We start from the raw sequence: 19,247 nt of genomic DNA, 5'->3' as shown, positions 1-19,247 counted from the left end.
TAGGTAGTGTTCCCTAATACTTAAGGCGAACGGGCAGATATAGGTTCTGTTGCGTACGGACGCTGGACGCGCCACCGGCTATGCTTACGGTTTTTTCTGGCCCGGATTTCCTCGATGTTTGAGACCTTTTTCAGCACCTACCTGAGCAGCACCATCCGTTTCCTGTTCCTGCTGGCGCCGTTCTTCGTGGTTACCATGTTCCTGGCGCTCACCCGAGGGCAGTCGTCGGCGGAAAAGTCGTCGGTCATTCGCCGCTCCATCGTGTCTGCCTTCGTGCTGGGCCTGGTGCTGTTCTTTGCCGGGCCGCTACTGTTCGATGCCATCGGCATTACCCTGAATTCCTTCCGCATTGGTGCCGGCTCCCTGCTGTTCCTGACGGCCATCAGCCTGGTGAACAGCGGTACCCGGAGCCATGCAACCGGCCTTCCCGAGGAAGATCGTGATGACATTGCCGTGGTGCCCCTGGCCATCCCGGTGATGATCGGGCCGGCCACCATTGGTGCCATCATGGTCTACGGCGCGGAGCTGAAAACCGTACCCGACGTGATCGGGGGCCTGCTGGGGCTGGTGTCCGGACTGTTGATCCTGGCGGTGCTGCTGCACCTGTCCGGCTACCTGGAGAAGGTGCTTGGCAAGACCGGGCTCAACATCATGTCCAAGATCAGCGGCCTGATCCTCTCGGCAATGGCGGCTGAAATTGTGCTGACCGGCATCGCCGGCTTCGTTGCCGCCACCGAGGCGGCCTCGTTATAGTGTGTCCCTGAACTTGTTCCCGGTGATTCGTTATGTCCGTCAATACCGTTGAGCATAACCGGGCCCGCTTCAGTTTCGAGGGCGTCGACGCTATCTGGCTGTTTGGTTATGGTTCGTTGATCTACAAGGTGGATTTCCCTTTCCTGGAGCAGCGCCCGGCGTCGATCCGGGGCTGGGTCCGCCGTTTCTGGCAGGCCTCCCATGATCACCGCGGCACGCCGGAAGCCCCTGGCCGCGTGGTTACCCTGGTGCAACAGCCAGGGGCGATCTGCCGCGGCATGGCCTACCGCGTGTCCCCCAGCGTATTCGAGCATCTGGATGTCCGTGAGAAGAACGGGTATCTGCGGTTCGCCACGCCCATGACCTTCGATGATGGCAGTGAAGCAGAAGGCCTGGTCTATATCGCCACCGAGGACAACGAGGCGTTTCTCGGAGACGCGCCGGAGGCGGACATTGCCCGCCAGATTGCTTCAGCGCATGGCCCCAGCGGAGCGAATGCCGACTACCTGTTACGTCTTGCCGAGTCGCTCAGAGAGCTTGGCGACGACTGCGCCCACACCTTCGCCATCGAATCCCACCTTCGATCTGTCGTTACTGAAGACGCTTAAACGTCAAGCGACCCCGGGTTTCCGTAAAGCTTTTGCAAAGCCGGCCCGGGCCCGCTGACATTTCCCCGCTGTTCGATACCCTGAACTCAGTGCCGTCGGAAAACCTGTCCGGCGGATCCATCCAGTCTCTGAGACAGACGGGAGAACAGCCATGAAACGATTCATTCTGAGCGGTATTGCAGTTCTGGCCCTGGGATTGTCCGCAGGTGCCCAGGCGGGCGGCTTCGTCCATCCCCCGGGCCTGGAGCGGCACGCCGACCGGGGCCACGAGAAAAAGAACGTCATGCAGGCCCATTACCGGAAAGAGCGTCACGAACGTCACCGTGACCATGATCGCTATCGGGATGACAGGCACCATCGTGGGTATGGGCATGAGCGGCATCACCACAAGCATCACCGCGACTACCGCCATGACCATCGGCGTCATCATCACGACCGCCACCGGACCAGTTACCGGGTGACCTTCCGGTACGACAATCACATCCCGCCGGAGTATCGGGTTGCGCGGATTATTCTCGACAGCCGGGCGTTGATCGAGGGATCACATCGCTGAAGTGGGGCAGGGGCGCTCGCCGGTTGCCCGGGCGGGCGCTCTACCTGATGGCTGTTAACCCTTCTGCCGGCCACCTTGCAAAAGTCCGTCAATGACGTATATTGGTGGTCGTGTTCACGATCATCGAAACCCCTACATTCGAAGCAGATGCCAGAAAAATCTGGACCGAAGAGGAACGGAGTGCGTTCTTTGCCTGGTTGGCAGCCAATCCGGAAATTGGCGACCCCATTCCAGGTAGCGGTGGATGTAGAAAGGTTCGCTGGTCGGTAGCGGGTTCAGGGAAGCGTGGTGGGGTGCGAGTCATCTACTTCACCAGATTGGCAAATGGTGAGATCTGGCTGTTGGTGATCTACAAGAAGGCCGTCAAGGAGAATATACCCGCGCATATCCTGAAGTCGATTCGTGAGGTGTTGGAAAATGAGTAATGAGACTCTGAGTGCTGAGGAGCTTGGCAACAAGCTGCTCCAATCTGTCAAAGAAATGAAAGCCGGGAAAACTGCACGAGTCAGTCGTGTGGAACCAAATGAGGTCGCAGAGGCGCGCGGCAAGACTGGTCTCACACAGCGAGAGTTTGCCGAGGTGCTCCATATCTCTCCGCGTACGTTGCAGGAATGGGAGCAGGGGCGACGTAAACCTTCCGGGCCGGCAAAGGCGCTCATCGAGATTGCGTTTCGGCATCCGGAAGTTATTCGGGAAGACCTTGAACTCAGGGGTTAACAAGTCAAATAAGTTGCGGCTTGCGGCCGCCACCTGACGCCGCTGTCGGGCCGCACACTTACACTTCAGCGTTAACAATCAGGAGATTTGTAAACATGGATGTCAGAGGTCTGAATCAGGGAGCCTGCCATTGCGGGAGCGTTCAATTCGAGATTGAGCTTCCCAATGGATTTGAAGAGCTAAGTCGCTGCAACTGCTCAATGTGTTCGCGCCGGGGAGCGGTCGTAACGCCGGTGCCTATGTCAGCGTTTAAAGTCGTACATGGCGAAGAAAACCTGAGTCTTTATCAGTTCGGTACCAAGACCGCTGAGCATTACTTCTGCTCTATTTGTGGGATATACACTCACCACAGAAGGCGTTCGAACCCAAATCAGTTTTCTGTCAACGTGGCCTGCATCAAAGGTGTAGATCCATTCGAACTCGGCACGATTCCCAGCATTAATGGTATTAATCACTCGTGCGACCGCAGCGATAGAAGAACCCGGCTCTAGGTAAATCTATGCGTCAACCAAAAGCCCACGAACATCCTTGTAGCTCAGTTCTCCTTGCTTAGCCATTGTCCTAAACTCTCAACTATTCGCCGGATAAGCCCGGAACACTCTCTGACTCCGCTGACGCGAATGCAACCCCACCATAATAAGCGGCACCACAATCATGGCACTGCCCACGGCGAACCAGAGATCGGGCATCTCGTTGAAGCCGATCCAGCCAATCAGCACGGCCCAGATCAGACCGGTGTATTCGGCACTGGTGACCTGATTGGCGTCCACTTGCTGGTAGGCCAGCAGCACGGTGATGTTGTAGCCGAGAATAAAGAAGGCGGACCCGGCAGCACTCACTAGTATGCCGGGCGACCACTCGGCCCCCTCCCAGAGTGCCAGGGCACCGGCTGCCGGCAGGATCAGCAGGTAATTGAGAAACAGCTTGTGTACCGTTGACTGCTGCTTCGGCAGTTTCCGGACCATGACCGCATTGATCGCCAGTGCCAGTGCGGAGCCGAGGGCGGCGATGGCGGCCCAGTTGAATTCCACCGGGCGCAGGATGACCACGATCCCAGTGAAACCGCTGAATACGGCCACGACGCTCAGGGGCGTTAGCCGCTCCCGGAAAATCAGGGCCGAAAGCACCATCACCAGAATCGGCGCGCCGTAGAAGAGCGCGTTGGCGGTAGCGAGCGGCAGATTGCTCAGAGCAACGACCATGCACAGGATGCCGGCCAGATGGATGTGGGCCCGGAGGGTGTGGATCTTCAGTCCGGTGAACAGGTGGCCCCGGTTCAGTTGACCGGCGAGAGGCAGCAGGAAGGCCAGCGTGAGCACACAACGCAGGAAGGCGAACTGAAAGATCGGGGCGCCGGGTTCCAGGAGCTTGATGAACACGTCGGAGGCGATGGCCATGGCGTTGCCAATGACCAGCAGAAGAATGGCGCTGTTGACGGTTTTGCCTGACATTCTGCATGCCCTCCTCTGTGATTTGGCATATCCCTGACTCTGGAGGTGCAGTCTAGGATGTTGCTAATATCCGATAAAATGATGAATATTCCATAGGCATTAGAAATTTCGATAGATGAAACTTCCTCCCCTGAAAGCGCTCCCCGTATTCGAGGCGGTGGCCCGGCTCGAGAGTTTTTCGCTCGCCGCCGAAGAGCTGGCCATTACCCAGAGTGCGGTCAGTCACCAGATAAAGCAGCTGGAAACCTACCTGGGCGAGCGGCTTTTCTGGCGCTCGGGCCGCCGGGTGTCGCTGACCGACGAAGGCCGACAGTACTTCGATGCCATCGGTTCGGCCCTGTTGCAGATTGAGCGTGCCAGTGAGCAGTTGTTGGGTCGGGAGAGTTCGCGGCTGCGGTTGTCGGTGTTCAGTTCCTTCGCCGTTCGCTGGCTGGTGCCCCGGTTGCCGGATCTGCAACGTCTTTACCCCCAGCTGGAGCTGTCGCTTGAGATGAGCAGCGAGAGTCCGGTGCTGTCGGACCGGGTGGCGGACTGTTTCATCACCATTCACAAGGATTCGCCGGCCTACAGTTACGAGTTGCTGTATGTGGAGCGTCTGTTTCCGGTGTGCAGCCAGGATTACTGGCAGAAGATCCGTCGGGAGCTGGATCTGGAAACCGTGGAGGACGTCCGGATAACGCCGGAGGAAGTGGCCCGGTTCCCGTTGTTGTCCACGCACAGCATTTTCGAGCGCGCGTCCGGCGACTGGGAAGTCTGGTTCCGGGAGGTGGATCAGGGCATTCCTTCAACAGCCCGGGTGCAGCATTTCAGTCATATGCTGCTGGCGCTGGAAGCCGCCCGTTTCCATCAGGGGATCGCCCTGACCAACGACTATATGCTCAGTACCCGCAAGGATTCGGAAGAGTTCGTGCGCTTGCCCTGCCACGCAGTGATGACCGGGGACCGGTTCTATTTTGCCTGGAAGACGAGCCGGCGGAAGGAGCCGGGGCTTCAGGTGCTGCGTCGGTGGCTGGTGGACGAGGCGATCAGGGGTGGTTTGCGAACCCCCTGATCGCCGGGGTCCTCGGGTCAGAGGTACTGGTACCGAAGCAATCGGTGTTTGATGCGCTCCAGAATCACCTGGTCGATCACCGCCGCCAGGATGGCAATGACCAGAATGTTGGTCATGACGCCGGTCATGTCGGCGATTTCTCCCGCATAGGCCAGGGATTTTCCCAGACCGGCGCTGAATCCGACGATCATTTCTGCCGAAATGAGCGCTCGCCAGGCGTTCCCGAAGGCCAGTTGGGCACCGGTGATCAGTTCCGGTGTCACGGCGGGGAAATAGACCCGCTTGAGCATTTGCATCCGGGAGGCGCCCATCACCCGGGCAGCCGCAATATGCACTTTTTCGACGCTCTCCGTGGCGTTCATCACGCTCAGGGCGGTCGGGAAGAAAGCGCCAATGGCGACCACAACAATGATGGGCAGATTGCCAAAACCCATCAATATGAGGAACAGCGGCACCCACGCAATCGAGGGGATCGATTGGAGGATGATGATGGCGGCTTTCAGGGTGCTTCGAACCGCATTCAGGGATCCTCCAACGAGTCCGAGAACGACACCAGCCACGATCGCTGCGCCGTAGCCTGCACCCAGCCGTGTCATGCTGTTCGCGAGGCCCTGGTAGAACTCGGCACTGTTGAGTTCTTCCCAGAGTCTCTGAAACGCGGTGCTGACATCCGGCATCAGGAAGTCCGGCAGGAACCAGGCCGCTACCTGCCAGAAAAACAGGATTACGGCAATCGCGATGACATAGGCTCGTTTGCTGGCGACGCCAGTGGCTTGCTTGTCACTCATGATCAGAGTTCACGGGCCTTCTGCCAGGACAGGTCCAGCAGGGCGTTGACGTCAAAGGTTCCTTCATCGGGAAGGATGCCCTGAGTCTGCATGATGCCGGCCAATTCCTTCATCCGATCAATGTCCTTATCGGTCAGCTTGGCGCTGAAGTCGTTGGTCTGAATGGCCTGGGTAATCACATCCACGGCCGGGATGGGGCCCTGGTCCCTGGAGTCGATGGTGTCTTCCTTGATGAAGTAATCGGTGATCAGCGGCGCGGCCTTTTCAGGGTCGTTTTCCAACATATCAATGGCTTCGCGCTGCGCATCCAGGGCCGCCCAGAGAACGTCTTTCCGGTTGTTCAGGGTGTCCGCCGCAGTGATGACGACCATGCAGGGGAACGGCCAGACTTCACCGATCTGGTAGATCTGCTTGACCGGCGCGACGAGCCGCGCAATGCGGTCATAGGGCTCGAAAAGGAACGCAGCATCGACACGTCCGCCAACGAGGGACTGGACCGCCACGGCCGGTGCGACGCCCATGATATTGAGATCGCCCGGCTTGAGGCCGGCATTCTCGAGCATGACACCCTTGAGCACGATATCGGCGGTGCTGCCCTGTTTCTGGGAAGCCAGGTTGCGTCCCTTCAGGTCGGCGACCGATTCGATGCCGGAGTCTTCACGGACCACCAGGGAATGGTAACCGCGCTGGGCTCCGCCGACGATTTTAAGGTTGGCACCGCGGGAGGCCCAGGTAAAGGCGTTGGAAAAGCCCAGTACGCCGATGTCCAGTTGTCCGCCGACGATGCCCTTGATCAGGTCGGTGCCGGAACTGAATTCGATCAGCTGGGCATCCAGTCCGTACTTTTCGTAAAGCCCGGCCTCGTAGGCCACCATGGCCTGGGCGTCGTCCATAACCCGGACATAGCCCACTTTGAGTGTTTCAGCGGCGGATACCGGGGCTGAAACGGCGAGTACCAGAGCAGCGGTCATTAACCAGCGAATCATGCAGTCTCTCCTTTTTCGAGTTGCGATACAGCATCAGTGGAGTTGTCAGTATCAATGCCAAGAAGGCCCAGAACGTCCCGGCGAATATCCGAGAACGCTGACAGATCGTGGGTTTTCGGGATGTGTCCCAGTGAGATTTCCCGAAGCACGCGGGCGGGGCGGTTGCTGAAGACCAGAACGCGGTCTGCCAGGTAGAGGGCCTCGTCGACGTCGTGGGTCACCAGGACAACCGTGGGTCGTTCTGCTTCAATCAGGTCCCGAAGCACACTTTGAAGCGTCATCCGCGTCAGTGCATCCAGCGCCCCAAACGGCTCATCAAGAAGTAAAACCTTTGGCCGGGCGATGAAGGCGCGGGCAAGGGCACAGCGTTGACGCATGCCACCGGATACCTGATGGGGATAATAGGTTTCGAACCCGGCAAGTTTGACGCGTGCGAGCCACGTGCGGGCTTCCTTGAGCGCTTCGGATTTAGGGTGGTCTTGAAATTCAAGTGCCAGCGCGACGTTCTCGACCAGTGTCATCCACGGGTACAGGGCATGCTCCTGGAAGACCAGTGTACGCTCGGGAGCAGGCTTTTTGACGGGACGCCCATCGGCAGTCACCTGCCCATCGGATGCAGACTGCAAGCCGGCAACCATGTGCAGCAGGGTCGACTTGCCACAGCCGGAAGGACCGACGAGTGCGACGATCTCGCCCGATTGTATGCTGGTGTTGAATTCACCGATGACCTCGAGGTCCCCGAAACGCTTGGTGACCTTTTCGAAATTCAGTTCCATATAACTTGTCGGCCTATTTATATATGCCATTAAAGAATAACTAACCTTAATTTTATAACTAAAAGCGGATTTTGTGAAGTCGTTTTCCGCCAGAAATCCGCATGGCCCTTGTTGTATTTGTACGTAATTGGGGGAACGATACGGGGGCTCGATACGTCTTGAAGATGCGTATATGAAATTTTTTCGGAAACGGGAGTCGATATGAGAATGTTGTTCAGAGTCGCCGTTTTACTGGGCGCCCTGTCACCGGCGGTGGTTCTTGCAACACCACCCGGTCACGATGGCCTGCCCCCGGGACTGCAGAAAAAGGTCGATCGGGGTGAGTCGCTGCCGCCGGGTTGGCAGAAGAAACTCGATTATCACCGGGGCGATCACCTGGATCGGGAGCTGCTGGACTATGGTCGGGTCTACGACATCGATGGCCGTCGCCAGCGGGTGGAAATCGAGGATCGGGTGTACACCATCATCAAGGACACCCGGGAAATCGTGGACATCCTGAACGGTCGAAGCTGAGGTTCCGGCAGGGTGCTCCCCGAAAACGGGTGCACCCTGCCGATCAGGCCATCATTCCTTTGCGGGCCGTTCGACCACTTTGCGTTTGCCTTTGGCACAGCGGGACAGGGCCTTGAGTCCGTCGCCGTCGAAGGCATCGACCCGGATCACGTCGTACAGGGCGGTCAGCGCCTCTTCCAGTTTGTCGCATTCGTCTTCCTTGATCACGCCCTGCTCGCAGGCCCAGTCCACCAGTTCCTTGCGCTGGTGACCCATCAGCAGCGCGATGGCGTCCAGCTCATCCTCGTCCCGGTTGCGGATGGCATCGTGCAGCCGGCTGCGCATACCGGCGGTCTCATTGGCCAGCTGATAGGCGTTCAGAACCCGGCCCAGCGGATCGTCCGGATCCGTGTTCAGGTAAACCCCACGGCTCACGCGCATCCGCACGGGCGTGTCGTCCACGATGGAGCGGGCGACCCGGGTGCCCAGCCTGTCATCCGGTCCGTTGAGGCCGGTGGCCCCCAGCGGGAAGACCAGCAGGCGAAGCGGCCAGCGCAGCGGTGCCACCGGGAAGTTGATGATCGCCGAGCGCATGGATTGCTGCAGGTCTCTCAGGCAGGTCTGCAGGCACCAGTCCACCAGTGGCCGCTGATCCTGGGGATAACCCTCTTCATGCCATTGTTTGATGACGGCGGTGGCGTAGTAGAGCTGCACCAGGCAGTCGGCCATGCGTCCGGACAGGCGCTGCCGGGCCTTGAGGCCACCGCCCACGGTGAGCAGGGTGACATCGGTCATCAGCGCGAAAGCCGCGGAGAACCGGGCCAACTGCCGGTAGTAGCCCTTGATGTTGCCCTGCCGGGGTACGGACTCAAGGAAGCCGCCCGACAGTCCCAGCACGAGGGCGCGCAGGGCGTTCCGGGTGGTGTGGGCGATGTGCCGGTAGAAGATGCCGTCGAATTTCTTGGCGGCCTGGTCCTCGTCCTCCATGCCGGCGGCTTCGATCTCCTCAACGATGAAGGGATGGCACCGGATCGCCCCCTGGCCGAAGATCATCAGGCTTCGGGTAAGGATGTTGGCGCCTTCCACGGTAATGCCGATGGGCACGGCCTGGTAGGCCCGGGCCAGGAAGTTGCGGGGGCCGGTGATCACGCCCCGGCCAGCCACCACGTCCATGGCGTGGTTGATCACTTCGCGCATCAGGTCGGTGTTGCGGTATTTGAGCACCGCCGAGGGAACCGCCGGACGAACGCCCCGGTCCAGCATGCCGGAGGTCAGCAGTCGGGCGGCGTCCATCATGTAGGTATAGCCGGCGATGGGTTCCAGGGCTTCCTGGACGCCTTCAAACTGGCTGATGGAGCGGCCGAACTGTTCCCGGGTATAGGCATAGGAGCCGGTGGCCAGGCTGGCAACCTTGCCCGCGCCTGTGCCCAGGGCCGGCAGGGAAATGGAGCGGCCGATGGACAGGCATTCCAGCAGCATGGTCCAGCCCTTGCCGAGCATGTCCTGGCCGCCGATCACCTGGTCCATGGGGATGAAGACCTCGGTTCCCCAAGTGGGGCCGTTCATGAACACGGTGTTCATGGGCAGGTGGCGGGCACCGGCGTTTACGCCGTCGGTGTCCTTCGGCACCAGCACACAGGTGACGCCAACTTCGTCGCTTTCGCCCACCAGATGGTCCGGATCGTAGACCTTGATGGCCAGGCCAATGATGGTAGCCACCGGCGCCAGGGTGATGTAGCGCTTGTTCCAGGTGACCTTCAGCCCTAGAACCTCTTCGCCGTTCCACTGGCCCTTGCATACGATGCCTTTGTCCGGGATGGCGCCAGCGTCAGAGCCGGCCACCGGTGAGGTCAGGGCAAAGCAGGGGATTTCTTCACCGTTGGCCAGTCGGGGCAGGTAATGCTGTTTCTGGTTGTCGGTGCCGTAGTGCATCAGGAGTTCACCCGGGCCCAGTGAGTTGGGGACCATCACGGTGACCGCGGCCGAGACACTCCGGGTGGAGATCTTCATGACGATTTCGGAATGGGCGGTGGCGGAAAAGCCCAGTCCGCCGTCCTCCTTCGGAATCACCAGGCCGAAAAAGCCCTTTTCCCGGATGAATTTCCAGACCTTGTCGGGCAGGTCGTAATGCTCGTGGGTGATCTTCCAGTCGTCGAGCATGTCGCACAGCTTTTCCACTGGGCCGTCGAGGAAGGCCTGTTCCTCGCTGGTCAGGTGCGCCGGCTTGGCATCCAGCAGTTTGTTCCAGTCCGGTTTGCCGGAAAACAGTTGGCCGTCCCAGTCCACGGAGCCGGATTTGAGGGCCTCCTGCTCGGTATCGGAGAGTTTGGGCAGGCGGTTTCGGACCCAGCCCAGTAGTGGTCGGCTGAGCTTGTCGAGCCTGAGGTCACCGGGGATCACCAGGAGCAGGGCCACGGCGAGCAACGCGCCACCAAACAGGATGCTGGCGATGTGCCAACCGTCCTGGAACAGGCCGATCACCGTGGCGAGCGTCATAACGGCCGCGGCGGCGGTGCCGCCAATGCCCAGATAGACCAGTACCAGGGCACTGATCAGTAGCAATAGAACACTCATGGGGAGACCTCCATATCATGAATGAAATCAACCAGATTCGATTTTAACCATCGGTCAAAGTCAGTCCGGTTGCAAGGAGGCCGGTCAAGATTGGTGTGGAATCCGGAGAGGATTCAGAGGCTGAGGCCGATTATCAGCAGCGCCAGCGTGGACAGGAGTACTGCCACGTTGGCGCCGAGCACCGCGTTCAGGGCCGCAGGCTGATCAATCACCCGGGGCAGCCGCGTTACGATCCAGACAGAGAAGGGCAATGTCAGCAGGGCCAGGCCACTCCACCCGGACAGCCATCCCATGATCATGCCAATCACCACCGGCAGGTAGCTCCCGAGCAGCAGTGACGCGACCAGGCGCGTCGCCTTGACCGGACCCAGGACAATCACCAGGTGCCGGCGACCAATTTTCCGGTCTGCTTCGGCATCGGGAATCTGGTTGATCAGCAGCAGTTCGCTCACCAGCAACAGCGCCACCACCGACACCGCGATGGCCATGGCGTCGATCCGGGCACCCAGGGCCAGCAGGGCCCCAAGGATCATGATCGGGCCGAAGCCCAGGCCCGGTGCCAGCAGACACAGGATGGGGAGTCGGGTGATCCAGCGGGTGTAGGTCAGGACGAGAACAACGCCGGCGGTTCCCAGTACCAGCATCGGCAGTCCGCGCAACCACAGGAAATACAGGCCGATGGCGATAACCAGGGTGAGCGTACCGATGGCGGCGGCCAGTACGCCCCTGGCCGCGGAGGGAACCTCCGGCAGGGCGCCACTGCCACCGGAGAAGGGGGTACGCTGGGTGATCAGGTCCAGGCCGGAGACAAAATCGTCGTACTCGTTGAACAGGTTGACCGCCGCATGGGCCAACAGGGCACCGATGAGGACCAGCACCGCATCCAGTAGCGACGGTGACGACGCCTGCTGCCAGGCGACCGCGACGCCGAGGCCGGCGCACAGCGGTGCGAGGATGAGGAAATTGGGGCGAAAAGCACGAACGACCGCAGCCGCTTCGGACATCAGACGTCTTCCTTATACGTAGCCGGCGGAGAACACCAGCCCCAGAACAATGGGGATGACCACCAGGCTGCCCAGGTTGCTCAACAAGACCAGCGACGCCACGGTATGGGGCTCCTGCTTGTACTGTTCCGCCACCATATAATTGAGCACGGCAGGCGGCAAGGCCGCAAACACCCACAGAGAAGCCACCTGCAGGCCGGGCAGGTCCAGCACGGCGATCATGGGCCAGGCCAGGATCAGGCCGCTGGCGGGGCAGGCGATGGCACCCAGTATACCCAGTTTCCAGTCACTGAAGTCGATCTCCAGCATGCGCACACCGAGGGCAAACAGCATCAGCGGGATACAGACGCCGCCAAGCATGTTCAGGGTCTCCAGCAGCCAGTCGGGCAGGTGAATCCCGCTGATATTGACGGCCAGGCCGGCGATACTGGCAAAGACGATGGGCAGTCTCAGGCGCTGGATGATGGAGCTGTGAGGGTCGAGCATGTACAGGCCCACTGAAAAGTGCAGCAGCATTTCCACGATAAACAGCACAATCGCTGCCGGCAGGGCCGAGTCGCCAAACGCCAGCACCAGCAGGGGGATGCCCATGTTGCCGGAGTTGTTGAACATCATCGGCGGCAGGAAGGTCTTCAGGTTCAGTTTCAGGACCTTTGCCAGCGGATACAGCACAATACCGGAGCCCAGAACCACGACGGTGGCGGCCAGTGCCAGCTGGGCGTAATCCTGCAGCGGCGCCTTCTGGTCGGCGAGCACCCCGAACACCAGCATGGGCACGAACAGCTCCATGTTGAGCACGTTCAGGCCCTTGATGTCGGGGCTTCGGTAACGCCCGTATAACGCACCACAGCCGGCAATGAGAAACACCGGCAGCATTGTCGAGAGAATCTGACCAATCATTCGGACGGCTCCAGAAAACCGAGAGAGTCGGATGAACAAACGGTTAGGTTCGCAAGTAATGCCGGGCTTGGCAAACACAATCCGCCCTTCCTTAGACCAAAGCCGAAGGTTTGCCTGCCCCGGTGGATCTGGCCACAATGGCATCCGTACCTTTTCGGAAACCACTGCTGGAGACGATGCGTGTCCCGATTCGATGAGCCTCTGTCACGGGAGCAGACCCAATCCGTGAAATTCGATGCCCGAAAGGCGGTGTTCGGCCGTGAGGACGTCGTTCCGGTATGGGTGGCCGATATGGATTTTCCGGCGCCTGAGGCGGTAACCGAGGCGCTGGTGAGGCGGGCGCAGCATCCGGTCTATGGCTACACGCTGTTTCCGGAGTCCCTGTACACCGCCATGATCGATTGGTTCCGGGAACGTCATGGCTGGACCATCGAACGGGAGTCGATCCTGATGGCTCCGGGCGTGGTGCCTTCCCTGCACGCGGCGTGCCTGGCCTACGCCGGGCACGGAGACGGCGTGATTATCCAGCCACCGGTGTATCCGCCGTTTTTCAGTTCGATAAAGCTCACCGGAAGAACGGTCATCGAAAATCCGCTGATCGCGGAACAGACCGATTCGGGGGAGCTGCATTACCGGATGGACCTGGAACACCTGGAGGCCTGCGCGGCGCAGTCGGACGCCAGAATGCTTATGTTGTGCTCACCCCATAACCCGGTCGGGCGGGTCTGGAGTCGGGACGAACTGGAAGCGGTCCTGGCCATTGCCCGCCGTCACGGTCTGGTGGTGGTCAGTGATGAAATCCATTGTGATCTGGTCTTTCCGGATGCCTCCGCCCACACCATTCTGGCGTCGCTGGCGGGCCCGGACGATAAGCTGGTCACGGCCGTGGCGCCCAGCAAAACCTTCAACATGCCGGGCCTTGGGTTGTCTGCGTTGGTGATTCCCGACAGGGACCGGCGGCAGGCCCTGAAAGCGGTGTTCGACCAGATGCACCTGCCCCAGTGCAACCCGTTCAGCGTGGCCGGTTTCGAGGCGGGCTATCGAAAGGGCGGCGCCTGGCTGGATGAGCTGATGCCTTACCTTCAGGACAACCGGGATTATGTGGCGGAGCGGGTTAACCGTGATCTGCCCGGCATCCGTACCTTCGCGCCCGAGGGCACCTATCTGATGTGGCTGGATTGCCGGGAGCTGGGCCTGGACGATGCCGGCCTGAAGCGATTCTTCGTTCAGGAAGCGGGCGTCGGGATGAATCCGGGCATCAGCTTCGGCGTGCCCGGCCGTGGTTTCATGCGCCTGAACATCGGCTGTCCGCGAGCCACCCTGGACGAGGTATTGACCCGGATCGCCGATGCCCTGAAACGCCGCTAACCGGGTTCAGCCAGTCCCACTTCGCCGGAACGCGGGCCGTCCCACGCGGGTGGCCAGCAGCAGGCCGATCAGGATGAGCGCGCCGCCCACCCAGTGAAACACCCCGAGGGATTCGTTCAGGAACAGGCCGGCCAGGACTGAGGCGTAGACGGGCGTGAGATACATGAAAATGGCAGCGCTGCCGGGGCCGATGGTCTGCACGCCGTGGTTCCAGAAACCGTACGCCAGGATGCCCGGGAATATCGCAAAGTAGATCAGCGGCAGAACCGTCTCGCGCGAGACCTCGAAACCGCCGGAGAAGGCCAGCAGATCGGTCAGGTAAAACGGCAGAATGATGACCGTGCCCAACAGGATCTGGGTGGTCAGAAAGGTCAGTGCTGGCAGGGGCACGGCTTGGCGTCGCAACAGCACGGAGAACAGGCCCCAGCTGAATACCGCCGCCACCATGATGAGATCACCGGGTTGTGCCTCCAGCCCCGTGAGGACCGACAGTTTTCCCCTGGCAATGACGGTCAGGATGCCAATGACCGCCAGCAGGATACCCAGGGCCTGGATGGGCCGGGTGCGGTCACCCAGCATCAGCCAGGCCAGCAGGGCGACGAAAATCGGGATGGTGGCGTTGATCAGCGCGATGTTGGTGGCGGTGGTGGTGACGGCCGCGCAGTAGAGCAGGGAGTTGAACGCCGCCACGCTGAAAGTGGCCAGTGCAATCATCGATCCCAGGTGCTGACGGATCACTTGCCTGTGGCGGATAACCCCCGGCAGGCCGATGGGCAACAGGATGGCCAGGGCTATAATCCAGCGCCAGAAGGACATCGACAGGGGCGGTATGTGCTGCACCGTTCCCCGTGCGATCACCGCATTGCCGGCCCAGAACAGCGGGGTCAGGACCAGGCCGATGTAGGCCAGCAACGGGGATTTCGACAAAGATCGGGAAGAGGCCAAGGAACTGCTCCTGTCGTTTTCAGCCGATGGGTGAAAACGCCTAGGATACTACTCTCCGGGCACCTCTGCCTCTGTACCAATGTGGTAGGCGGCAAACCCTGCCATCACCACCTGGTCCACCGCCATACCGATGATCCGGCCGTCTGCGCTGGAATGAATGGGGAACTGGGCGTTGGTGATCGGGTCGGCGACATAGCCGAGGATTTCTCCCTTGCTTACACGGGCGCCTAGATCGACTTCGCTGAACAGGATGCCGCCATGGTTGGCGCGGATCCAGGACGACTCGTAGTAGACCGGTTCCGGGTCCCCCCATTCGAACATGCGTGAAATCATGTCCTGCTTTTCCATCAGACTGGTGAGGCTGTTCACCCCGGCCTCGATCTGGTGTTCCTGGATGCGGTGCGATTCGCCCGCCTCCAGGGTGACGGTGGTGATGCCCGCCCGGGTGGCCGCCACCCGGAGCATGCCATCGGTGCCCGGGCTGTGTACCACCGCCATGCGATCGAAACCCCGGGTGAACTGCGCCACTTCCGGGTTGGTCATGTCGGCCCGCAACTGGGGCAGGTTGGTTCGCTTCAGGGACCCGGTGTGGATATCCACCAGCATGTCGCAATGACGGATGATGTTCTCGAACAGCGAGTAGGCAATCCGTTCCGCCAGGCTGCCGTCGGGGTTGCCCGGGAAATGCCGGTTCAGATCCCGACGGTCCGGCAGGTAGCGGCTGGCCTCCTGGAAACCCGGCAGGTTGACGATCGGAATGCCCACCACGCGACCGCTGAGCTTCTCGGGGTCCAGGTCGTACAGGGTGCGGCGGATGATCTCGATGCCGTTGAGTTCGTCGCCGTGGACGGCGCCCGTCAGGCACAGGGTCGGTCCGGCATGAAGGCCGTTGACCACCAGGACGGGCGTTGGCTGGGAAAGTCCGGCGATCTGGATGCCCGGGGTCCAGGCCAGCCGGGTGGAGGTGCCCGGCAGTACATCACTGCCCAGCAGCGAGAACCGGGTGGCCTTAACAAACTCGGGTTCTGGCTCCGCTTCCGGTTCGCCCGGCGCTGGATTGGCTTCGTCCGCATCCGGGCTCGACTCCTGATCGGCGGTGGCCGGCGCTTTCGCTTCGGGCTGCGGTACTGGCGCCACTTCTTTCAGATCGATGTCAGGTGCGACCTTGGCCGTAGTGTCCGCCCATGTGGCCAATGGCAACAGCGCGACGGATCCCGAAAAAAGCAGGCGCAGGGGCAGGGTCCTGAGTGGTTCGAACAGCATAGAGCCTCTTGGTCAACAACGTGCGCCCAAGGATAGTGGGCCACCACTGTTTCTGGATACCGGTGTGACAAAGCTTTAATGCCGGCGACACCGGACCGTGTGGCCGACGCTTCTGTTATACCGCCGGTTTCCCGCCCGGTAACAGCCCACTTTTGCGAATTCTGGTTGCGATTTGTTAAGCCACAAAAAAAGCCCGGGAGGTCCCGGGCTCTGGCTCTTTATGCCTTGAGTGCCTCCAGCACCGCCTCGCGTCGTATTGGAATGGTCCGCAGTCGCACACCCACGGCGGCGAAGATCGCGTTCGCGATCGCAGGCCCGACCACGGTGGTGGCGGGTTCGCCAAGGCCGACGGAGGTTTCCGTGCTGTCGATGAATTCCACCGTCATGGCGGGCACATCCCGCATCCGCATCGGCTGGTAGCTGTTGAGGTTGTGGTCCTTCACCTCGCCATTGTCGATCTCCGTGCCTTCGTGGAGGGCCATGCTGGCACCCCAGAGCGCGGCACCTTCCACCTGGGCGCGGGCGCCGTCGGGATGGACCACGGTGCCGGCATCGGTCACCAGGGTGAGGTGGTGCAGGGTCACTTTCCCGCTGTCCCGATCCACATGGACTTTGGCGACACAGGCGGTCCAGGTCGGCATGTTCCGCTCCTGGCCGTAGGATGTGGCGACGCCCAGTGCGGTATCAGCCGGCATATCCTGGCCCCACTGGGACAGCTCGCGCACCCGCTTCAACACATTGGCCTGCCGGCTGGCACCGCCCACGGAGTTGGGTGCGCTGCCGGCGTTCTTGCCTTCGGCTTTCAGCAGGCCGAGCCGGAAGTCGATGGGATCCTGCCCGGCCTGGTGGGCCGCCTCGTCCATGAAGCTCTCCAGTGCCCAGTTCACCCAGCCGGAACCGACCGAGCGAAGCCAGCCGGGCCGGAAGGTGTCGTTGGCCAGACCATTGGAAATCGCGCGCAGGCGCTGGGCACCAACGCTGTACCAGTGATCGGCACCCTGGATCGAGAAGGGATCGAAGGGCTCGCCATTGGCGCCTTTCGGCATGAAGCCGGGGGCCATGACCTGGGTGGGCCAGCCGGCGGTGGCGTGGTGCTCCATACCGATGACCTGCTTCTCCGCATCAAAGGCCATCCGGAGTTTCTGCACGGAGGGTGAGCGGATGGAGTCGAACCGGGTGTCGTCCTCCCGGCTGAATACCAGCTTCACGGGCTTGTCCAGCATTTTGGACGCGAGCGCGGCCGGCACGGCATAGTCGCCGTTCAGTCGCCGCCCGAAGCCGCCGCCGAGCAGATAGGTACGCATGATGATGTGTTCCTGCTTCACACCCAGGGCTTTCGCCAGGGTGGGCAGGATCAGCGTCTGCCACTGGTTGCCGGTGTGGATTTCCCAACGACCGTCCTTCTTGAAGGCGAGGGCGTTGAGCGGTTCCATCTGGAAATGCAGGACGCTGTGGGTGATGTACTCCTGTTCCAGTACCGAATCGGCGCCGTCGAAGGTGCCTTTGAGGTCGCCGTCGTCGACCACCAGGGCGCCTTTGCTGTCATCGGCGATCAGGTTCCGTCCTTCCTCAAGGATGTCCTTTTCGGTCACCTTGGCGGTCTTGCCGGCGGTCCAGTTCACCTTGACCTTTCGGGCGGCCTTGTTGGCCGCCGTCACCGAATCGGCGATTACCACAGCCCAGCCAGGTACGGTGCCGGAGGGGTCGTCCAGTACCAGGGTCTGCTGATAGCCCGGCACGTCTTTGGCCTGGCTGTCATCCACCGAGTCGACGGTGGATCCGTAACGTGTGGGTGGTATCAGCGGCCGGCCATAGACCATGCCCTCGACGCTGGCGTCGATGCCGTAGATGGCTTCGCCGTTGGTCTTGCCGGGAATGTCGCGAGCCAGGGTGTCCTTGCCGATCAGGCGACGCTCGGAAGGCGGCTTGATGGGCATCTTCTTGAGCTCGTCGTCGGTGAAACTGCGGCTGATGTTGCCAGCCTGGACAATCTGGGCGTAGGTCACCGAACGGCCACCGGCCAGGACCTGACTGTCCCTGGCCCGGCACTGATCCGGGGAGACACCCAGCAGTTTTGCGCCTTCCTCGATCAATACCTGCCGGCCGGCGGCACCGGCCCGGCTGAGGGTGTCGAAGTTCTGCCACACGGACCAGCTACCGCCCGTGACCATGGTGCCCCACTTGGGATCGCTGTCGACGTAATACAGCACCACGTCATCCCAGTCGGCTTCCAGTTCGTCGGCGACGATGCGGGCCAGGGCGGTGCCCACGTGTTGCCCCATTTCCGCTTCGACGATGTTGACCACGATCTTGCCGTCCGGTTCGATCCGGAACCAGATGGTCGGCTCAAACAGGCCCTTCTCAGCCGCTTCGGCCGGGTTGGCCAGGCTCAGTCCGGACATGGTGAAGGCCATGGTGAAGCCGGCGCCGGCGGACCCGATCAGGAAGCCGCGACGGGTGATGCCGGTACCCTCGTTGTTGCGCGAACCGTTGGTCGCGGCGTTGTAGAGCGATTCGACGAATTTACGCATCGGCCTTCTCCTCTGCGTCGCTGGCTGTCGTACCCATGGCGTCCGAGGCCAGGTGAATGGCTTCCCGAATCCGCACATAGGCCATGCAGCGGCACAGGTTGCCGGACATGACCTCGTTGATCTGCTCATCCGTCGGATTGGGGAAATCCTGCAGCAGCGTGGCGGCCTGCATGATCTGGCCAGACTGACAGTAACCGCATTGTGGCGCCTGCGCCTTGACCCAGGCGTCCTGGAGCGGGTGGGAACCGTCGCCGCCGAGACCCTCGATGGTCGTGACGGAGGTGCCGGCCACGTCGCTGACCGGTGTGATGCACGAGCGGGTGGCCCGGCCATTGATGTGCACGGTGCAGGCACCGCACATGCCGATGCCGCATCCGAATTTGGTGCCGGTCAGCCCGGCATGGTCGCGGATCGCCCAGAGCAGGGGGGTATCGTCGGCAACGTCCAGGGTCACCGCTTCGCCGTTGAGAATAATCTTGGTCGCCAT

General features: G+C 61.1%; 20 protein-coding genes. 9 read left to right on the top strand and 11 right to left on the bottom strand.

Annotation, left to right across the window (positions count from 1 at the left end; genetic code table 11):
* Positions 1 to 114: 114 nt before the first annotated feature.
* From MLD04_RS07240 to MLD04_RS17665, 6 genes are all read left to right on the top strand, one after another.
* The gene (locus MLD04_RS07240; protein WP_248156299.1) at positions 115 to 753 is read left to right on the top strand and encodes a MarC family protein; all 639 of its coding nucleotides are present in this window, start codon (positions 115 to 117) and stop codon (positions 751 to 753) included.
* A gap of 32 nt (positions 754 to 785) precedes the next feature.
* Positions 786 to 1,361: a gamma-glutamylcyclotransferase gene (locus tag MLD04_RS07235; RefSeq protein ID WP_248156297.1), complete on the top strand. Its 576-nt coding sequence runs from the start codon at positions 786 to 788 to the stop codon at positions 1,359 to 1,361.
* Between the two features lie 151 nt (positions 1,362 to 1,512).
* Complete coding sequence (locus MLD04_RS07230) at positions 1,513 to 1,914, top strand: hypothetical protein (protein WP_248156295.1); 402 nt, start codon at positions 1,513 to 1,515, stop codon at positions 1,912 to 1,914.
* Positions 1,915 to 2,024: 110 nt separating this feature from the next.
* Positions 2,025 to 2,339 carry a transcriptional regulator gene (locus MLD04_RS07225; RefSeq protein ID WP_022990377.1) on the top strand — a complete coding sequence of 105 codons (315 nt, stop codon included), beginning with the start codon at positions 2,025 to 2,027 and terminating at the stop codon, positions 2,337 to 2,339.
* The gene (locus tag MLD04_RS07220) at positions 2,332 to 2,631 is read left to right on the top strand and encodes a helix-turn-helix domain-containing protein (RefSeq protein WP_248156293.1); all 300 of its coding nucleotides are present in this window, start codon (positions 2,332 to 2,334) and stop codon (positions 2,629 to 2,631) included. Before MLD04_RS07225 ends, MLD04_RS07220 begins: the two co-directional genes overlap by 8 nt.
* Before the next feature lie 95 nt (positions 2,632 to 2,726).
* Positions 2,727 to 3,122 carry a GFA family protein gene (locus MLD04_RS17665; protein WP_282451788.1) on the top strand — a complete coding sequence of 132 codons (396 nt, stop codon included), beginning with the start codon at positions 2,727 to 2,729 and terminating at the stop codon, positions 3,120 to 3,122.
* A gap of 78 nt (positions 3,123 to 3,200) precedes the next feature.
* Here the strand turns inward: MLD04_RS17665 and MLD04_RS07210 are convergent, their stop codons facing one another.
* Positions 3,201 to 4,082 carry a DMT family transporter gene (locus tag MLD04_RS07210; RefSeq protein WP_248156291.1) on the bottom strand — a complete coding sequence of 294 codons (882 nt, stop codon included), beginning with the start codon at positions 4,080 to 4,082 and terminating at the stop codon, positions 3,201 to 3,203.
* 115 nt (positions 4,083 to 4,197) lie between these two features.
* Here MLD04_RS07210 and MLD04_RS07205 point away from each other — a divergent pair, with 115 nt between their 5' ends.
* The gene (locus MLD04_RS07205; RefSeq protein ID WP_248156289.1) at positions 4,198 to 5,133 is read left to right on the top strand and encodes a LysR family transcriptional regulator; all 936 of its coding nucleotides are present in this window, start codon (positions 4,198 to 4,200) and stop codon (positions 5,131 to 5,133) included.
* Positions 5,134 to 5,150: 17 nt separating this feature from the next.
* On the opposite strand, the gene MLD04_RS07200 is transcribed toward MLD04_RS07205, so the two are convergent.
* The 3 genes from MLD04_RS07200 to MLD04_RS07190 are packed head-to-tail and all read right to left on the bottom strand — an operon-like array spanning position 5,151 to position 7,683.
* The gene (locus MLD04_RS07200) at positions 5,151 to 5,921 is read right to left on the bottom strand and encodes an ABC transporter permease (RefSeq protein ID WP_248156287.1); all 771 of its coding nucleotides are present in this window, start codon (positions 5,919 to 5,921) and stop codon (positions 5,151 to 5,153) included.
* A gap of 2 nt (positions 5,922 to 5,923) precedes the next feature.
* Entirely contained in the window at positions 5,924 to 6,907 is a 984-nt protein-coding gene (locus tag MLD04_RS07195; protein WP_248156285.1) for an ABC transporter substrate-binding protein, read from the bottom strand.
* Positions 6,904 to 7,683 (bottom strand): ABC transporter ATP-binding protein, encoded by a 780-nt coding sequence (locus MLD04_RS07190; protein WP_248156278.1) that lies wholly within the window; start codon positions 7,681 to 7,683, stop codon positions 6,904 to 6,906. The genes MLD04_RS07195 and MLD04_RS07190 overlap by 4 nt, the downstream gene beginning before the upstream one ends.
* Positions 7,684 to 7,884: 201 nt before the next feature.
* On the opposite strand from MLD04_RS07190, the gene MLD04_RS07185 reads away from it, so the two are divergent.
* Positions 7,885 to 8,196 carry a hypothetical protein gene (locus MLD04_RS07185; protein ID WP_248156276.1) on the top strand — a complete coding sequence of 104 codons (312 nt, stop codon included), beginning with the start codon at positions 7,885 to 7,887 and terminating at the stop codon, positions 8,194 to 8,196.
* Positions 8,197 to 8,247: 51 nt separating this feature from the next.
* Here MLD04_RS07185 and MLD04_RS07180 read toward each other — a convergent pair whose 3' ends face one another.
* The 3 genes from MLD04_RS07180 to MLD04_RS07170 form a co-directional block, all read right to left on the bottom strand.
* The gene (locus MLD04_RS07180) at positions 8,248 to 10,749 is read right to left on the bottom strand and encodes an acyl-CoA dehydrogenase (RefSeq protein WP_248156274.1); all 2,502 of its coding nucleotides are present in this window, start codon (positions 10,747 to 10,749) and stop codon (positions 8,248 to 8,250) included.
* 113 nt (positions 10,750 to 10,862) lie between these two features.
* The gene (locus MLD04_RS07175) at positions 10,863 to 11,753 is read right to left on the bottom strand and encodes a prenyltransferase (RefSeq protein WP_248156266.1); all 891 of its coding nucleotides are present in this window, start codon (positions 11,751 to 11,753) and stop codon (positions 10,863 to 10,865) included.
* Between the two features lie 12 nt (positions 11,754 to 11,765).
* Positions 11,766 to 12,653 carry an AEC family transporter gene (locus MLD04_RS07170; protein WP_248156264.1) on the bottom strand — a complete coding sequence of 296 codons (888 nt, stop codon included), beginning with the start codon at positions 12,651 to 12,653 and terminating at the stop codon, positions 11,766 to 11,768.
* Positions 12,654 to 12,833: 180 nt separating this feature from the next.
* Between MLD04_RS07170 and MLD04_RS07165 the strand changes: the two genes are divergently transcribed.
* Positions 12,834 to 14,021 carry a MalY/PatB family protein gene (locus MLD04_RS07165; protein ID WP_248156262.1) on the top strand — a complete coding sequence of 396 codons (1,188 nt, stop codon included), beginning with the start codon at positions 12,834 to 12,836 and terminating at the stop codon, positions 14,019 to 14,021.
* 6 nt (positions 14,022 to 14,027) lie between these two features.
* On the opposite strand, the gene MLD04_RS07160 is transcribed toward MLD04_RS07165, so the two are convergent.
* The 4 genes from MLD04_RS07160 to MLD04_RS07145 all read right to left on the bottom strand — a co-directional run bounded on the left by MLD04_RS07160 (position 14,028) and on the right by MLD04_RS07145 (position 19,247).
* Positions 14,028 to 14,966, bottom strand: a complete 939-nt coding sequence (locus tag MLD04_RS07160) for a DMT family transporter (protein WP_248156254.1) — start codon at positions 14,964 to 14,966, stop codon at positions 14,028 to 14,030.
* Between the two features lie 48 nt (positions 14,967 to 15,014).
* Positions 15,015 to 16,229 (bottom strand): succinylglutamate desuccinylase/aspartoacylase family protein, encoded by a 1,215-nt coding sequence (locus tag MLD04_RS07155; protein ID WP_248156252.1) that lies wholly within the window; start codon positions 16,227 to 16,229, stop codon positions 15,015 to 15,017.
* A 218-nt stretch (positions 16,230 to 16,447) separates the two neighbouring features.
* Complete coding sequence (locus MLD04_RS07150) at positions 16,448 to 18,760, bottom strand: xanthine dehydrogenase family protein molybdopterin-binding subunit (protein WP_248156250.1); 2,313 nt, start codon at positions 18,758 to 18,760, stop codon at positions 16,448 to 16,450.
* A complete protein-coding gene (locus tag MLD04_RS07145; protein WP_248156248.1) occupies positions 18,753 to 19,247 on the bottom strand; it encodes a (2Fe-2S)-binding protein in 495 nt (164 codons plus the stop codon). The genes MLD04_RS07150 and MLD04_RS07145 overlap by 8 nt, the downstream gene beginning before the upstream one ends.

This window comes from Marinobacter koreensis (assembly GCF_023156285.1).
Classification (GTDB): Bacteria; Pseudomonadota; Gammaproteobacteria; order Pseudomonadales; family Oleiphilaceae; genus Marinobacter; species Marinobacter koreensis.
This window is presented reverse-complemented; position numbering and strand designations above follow the sequence as displayed.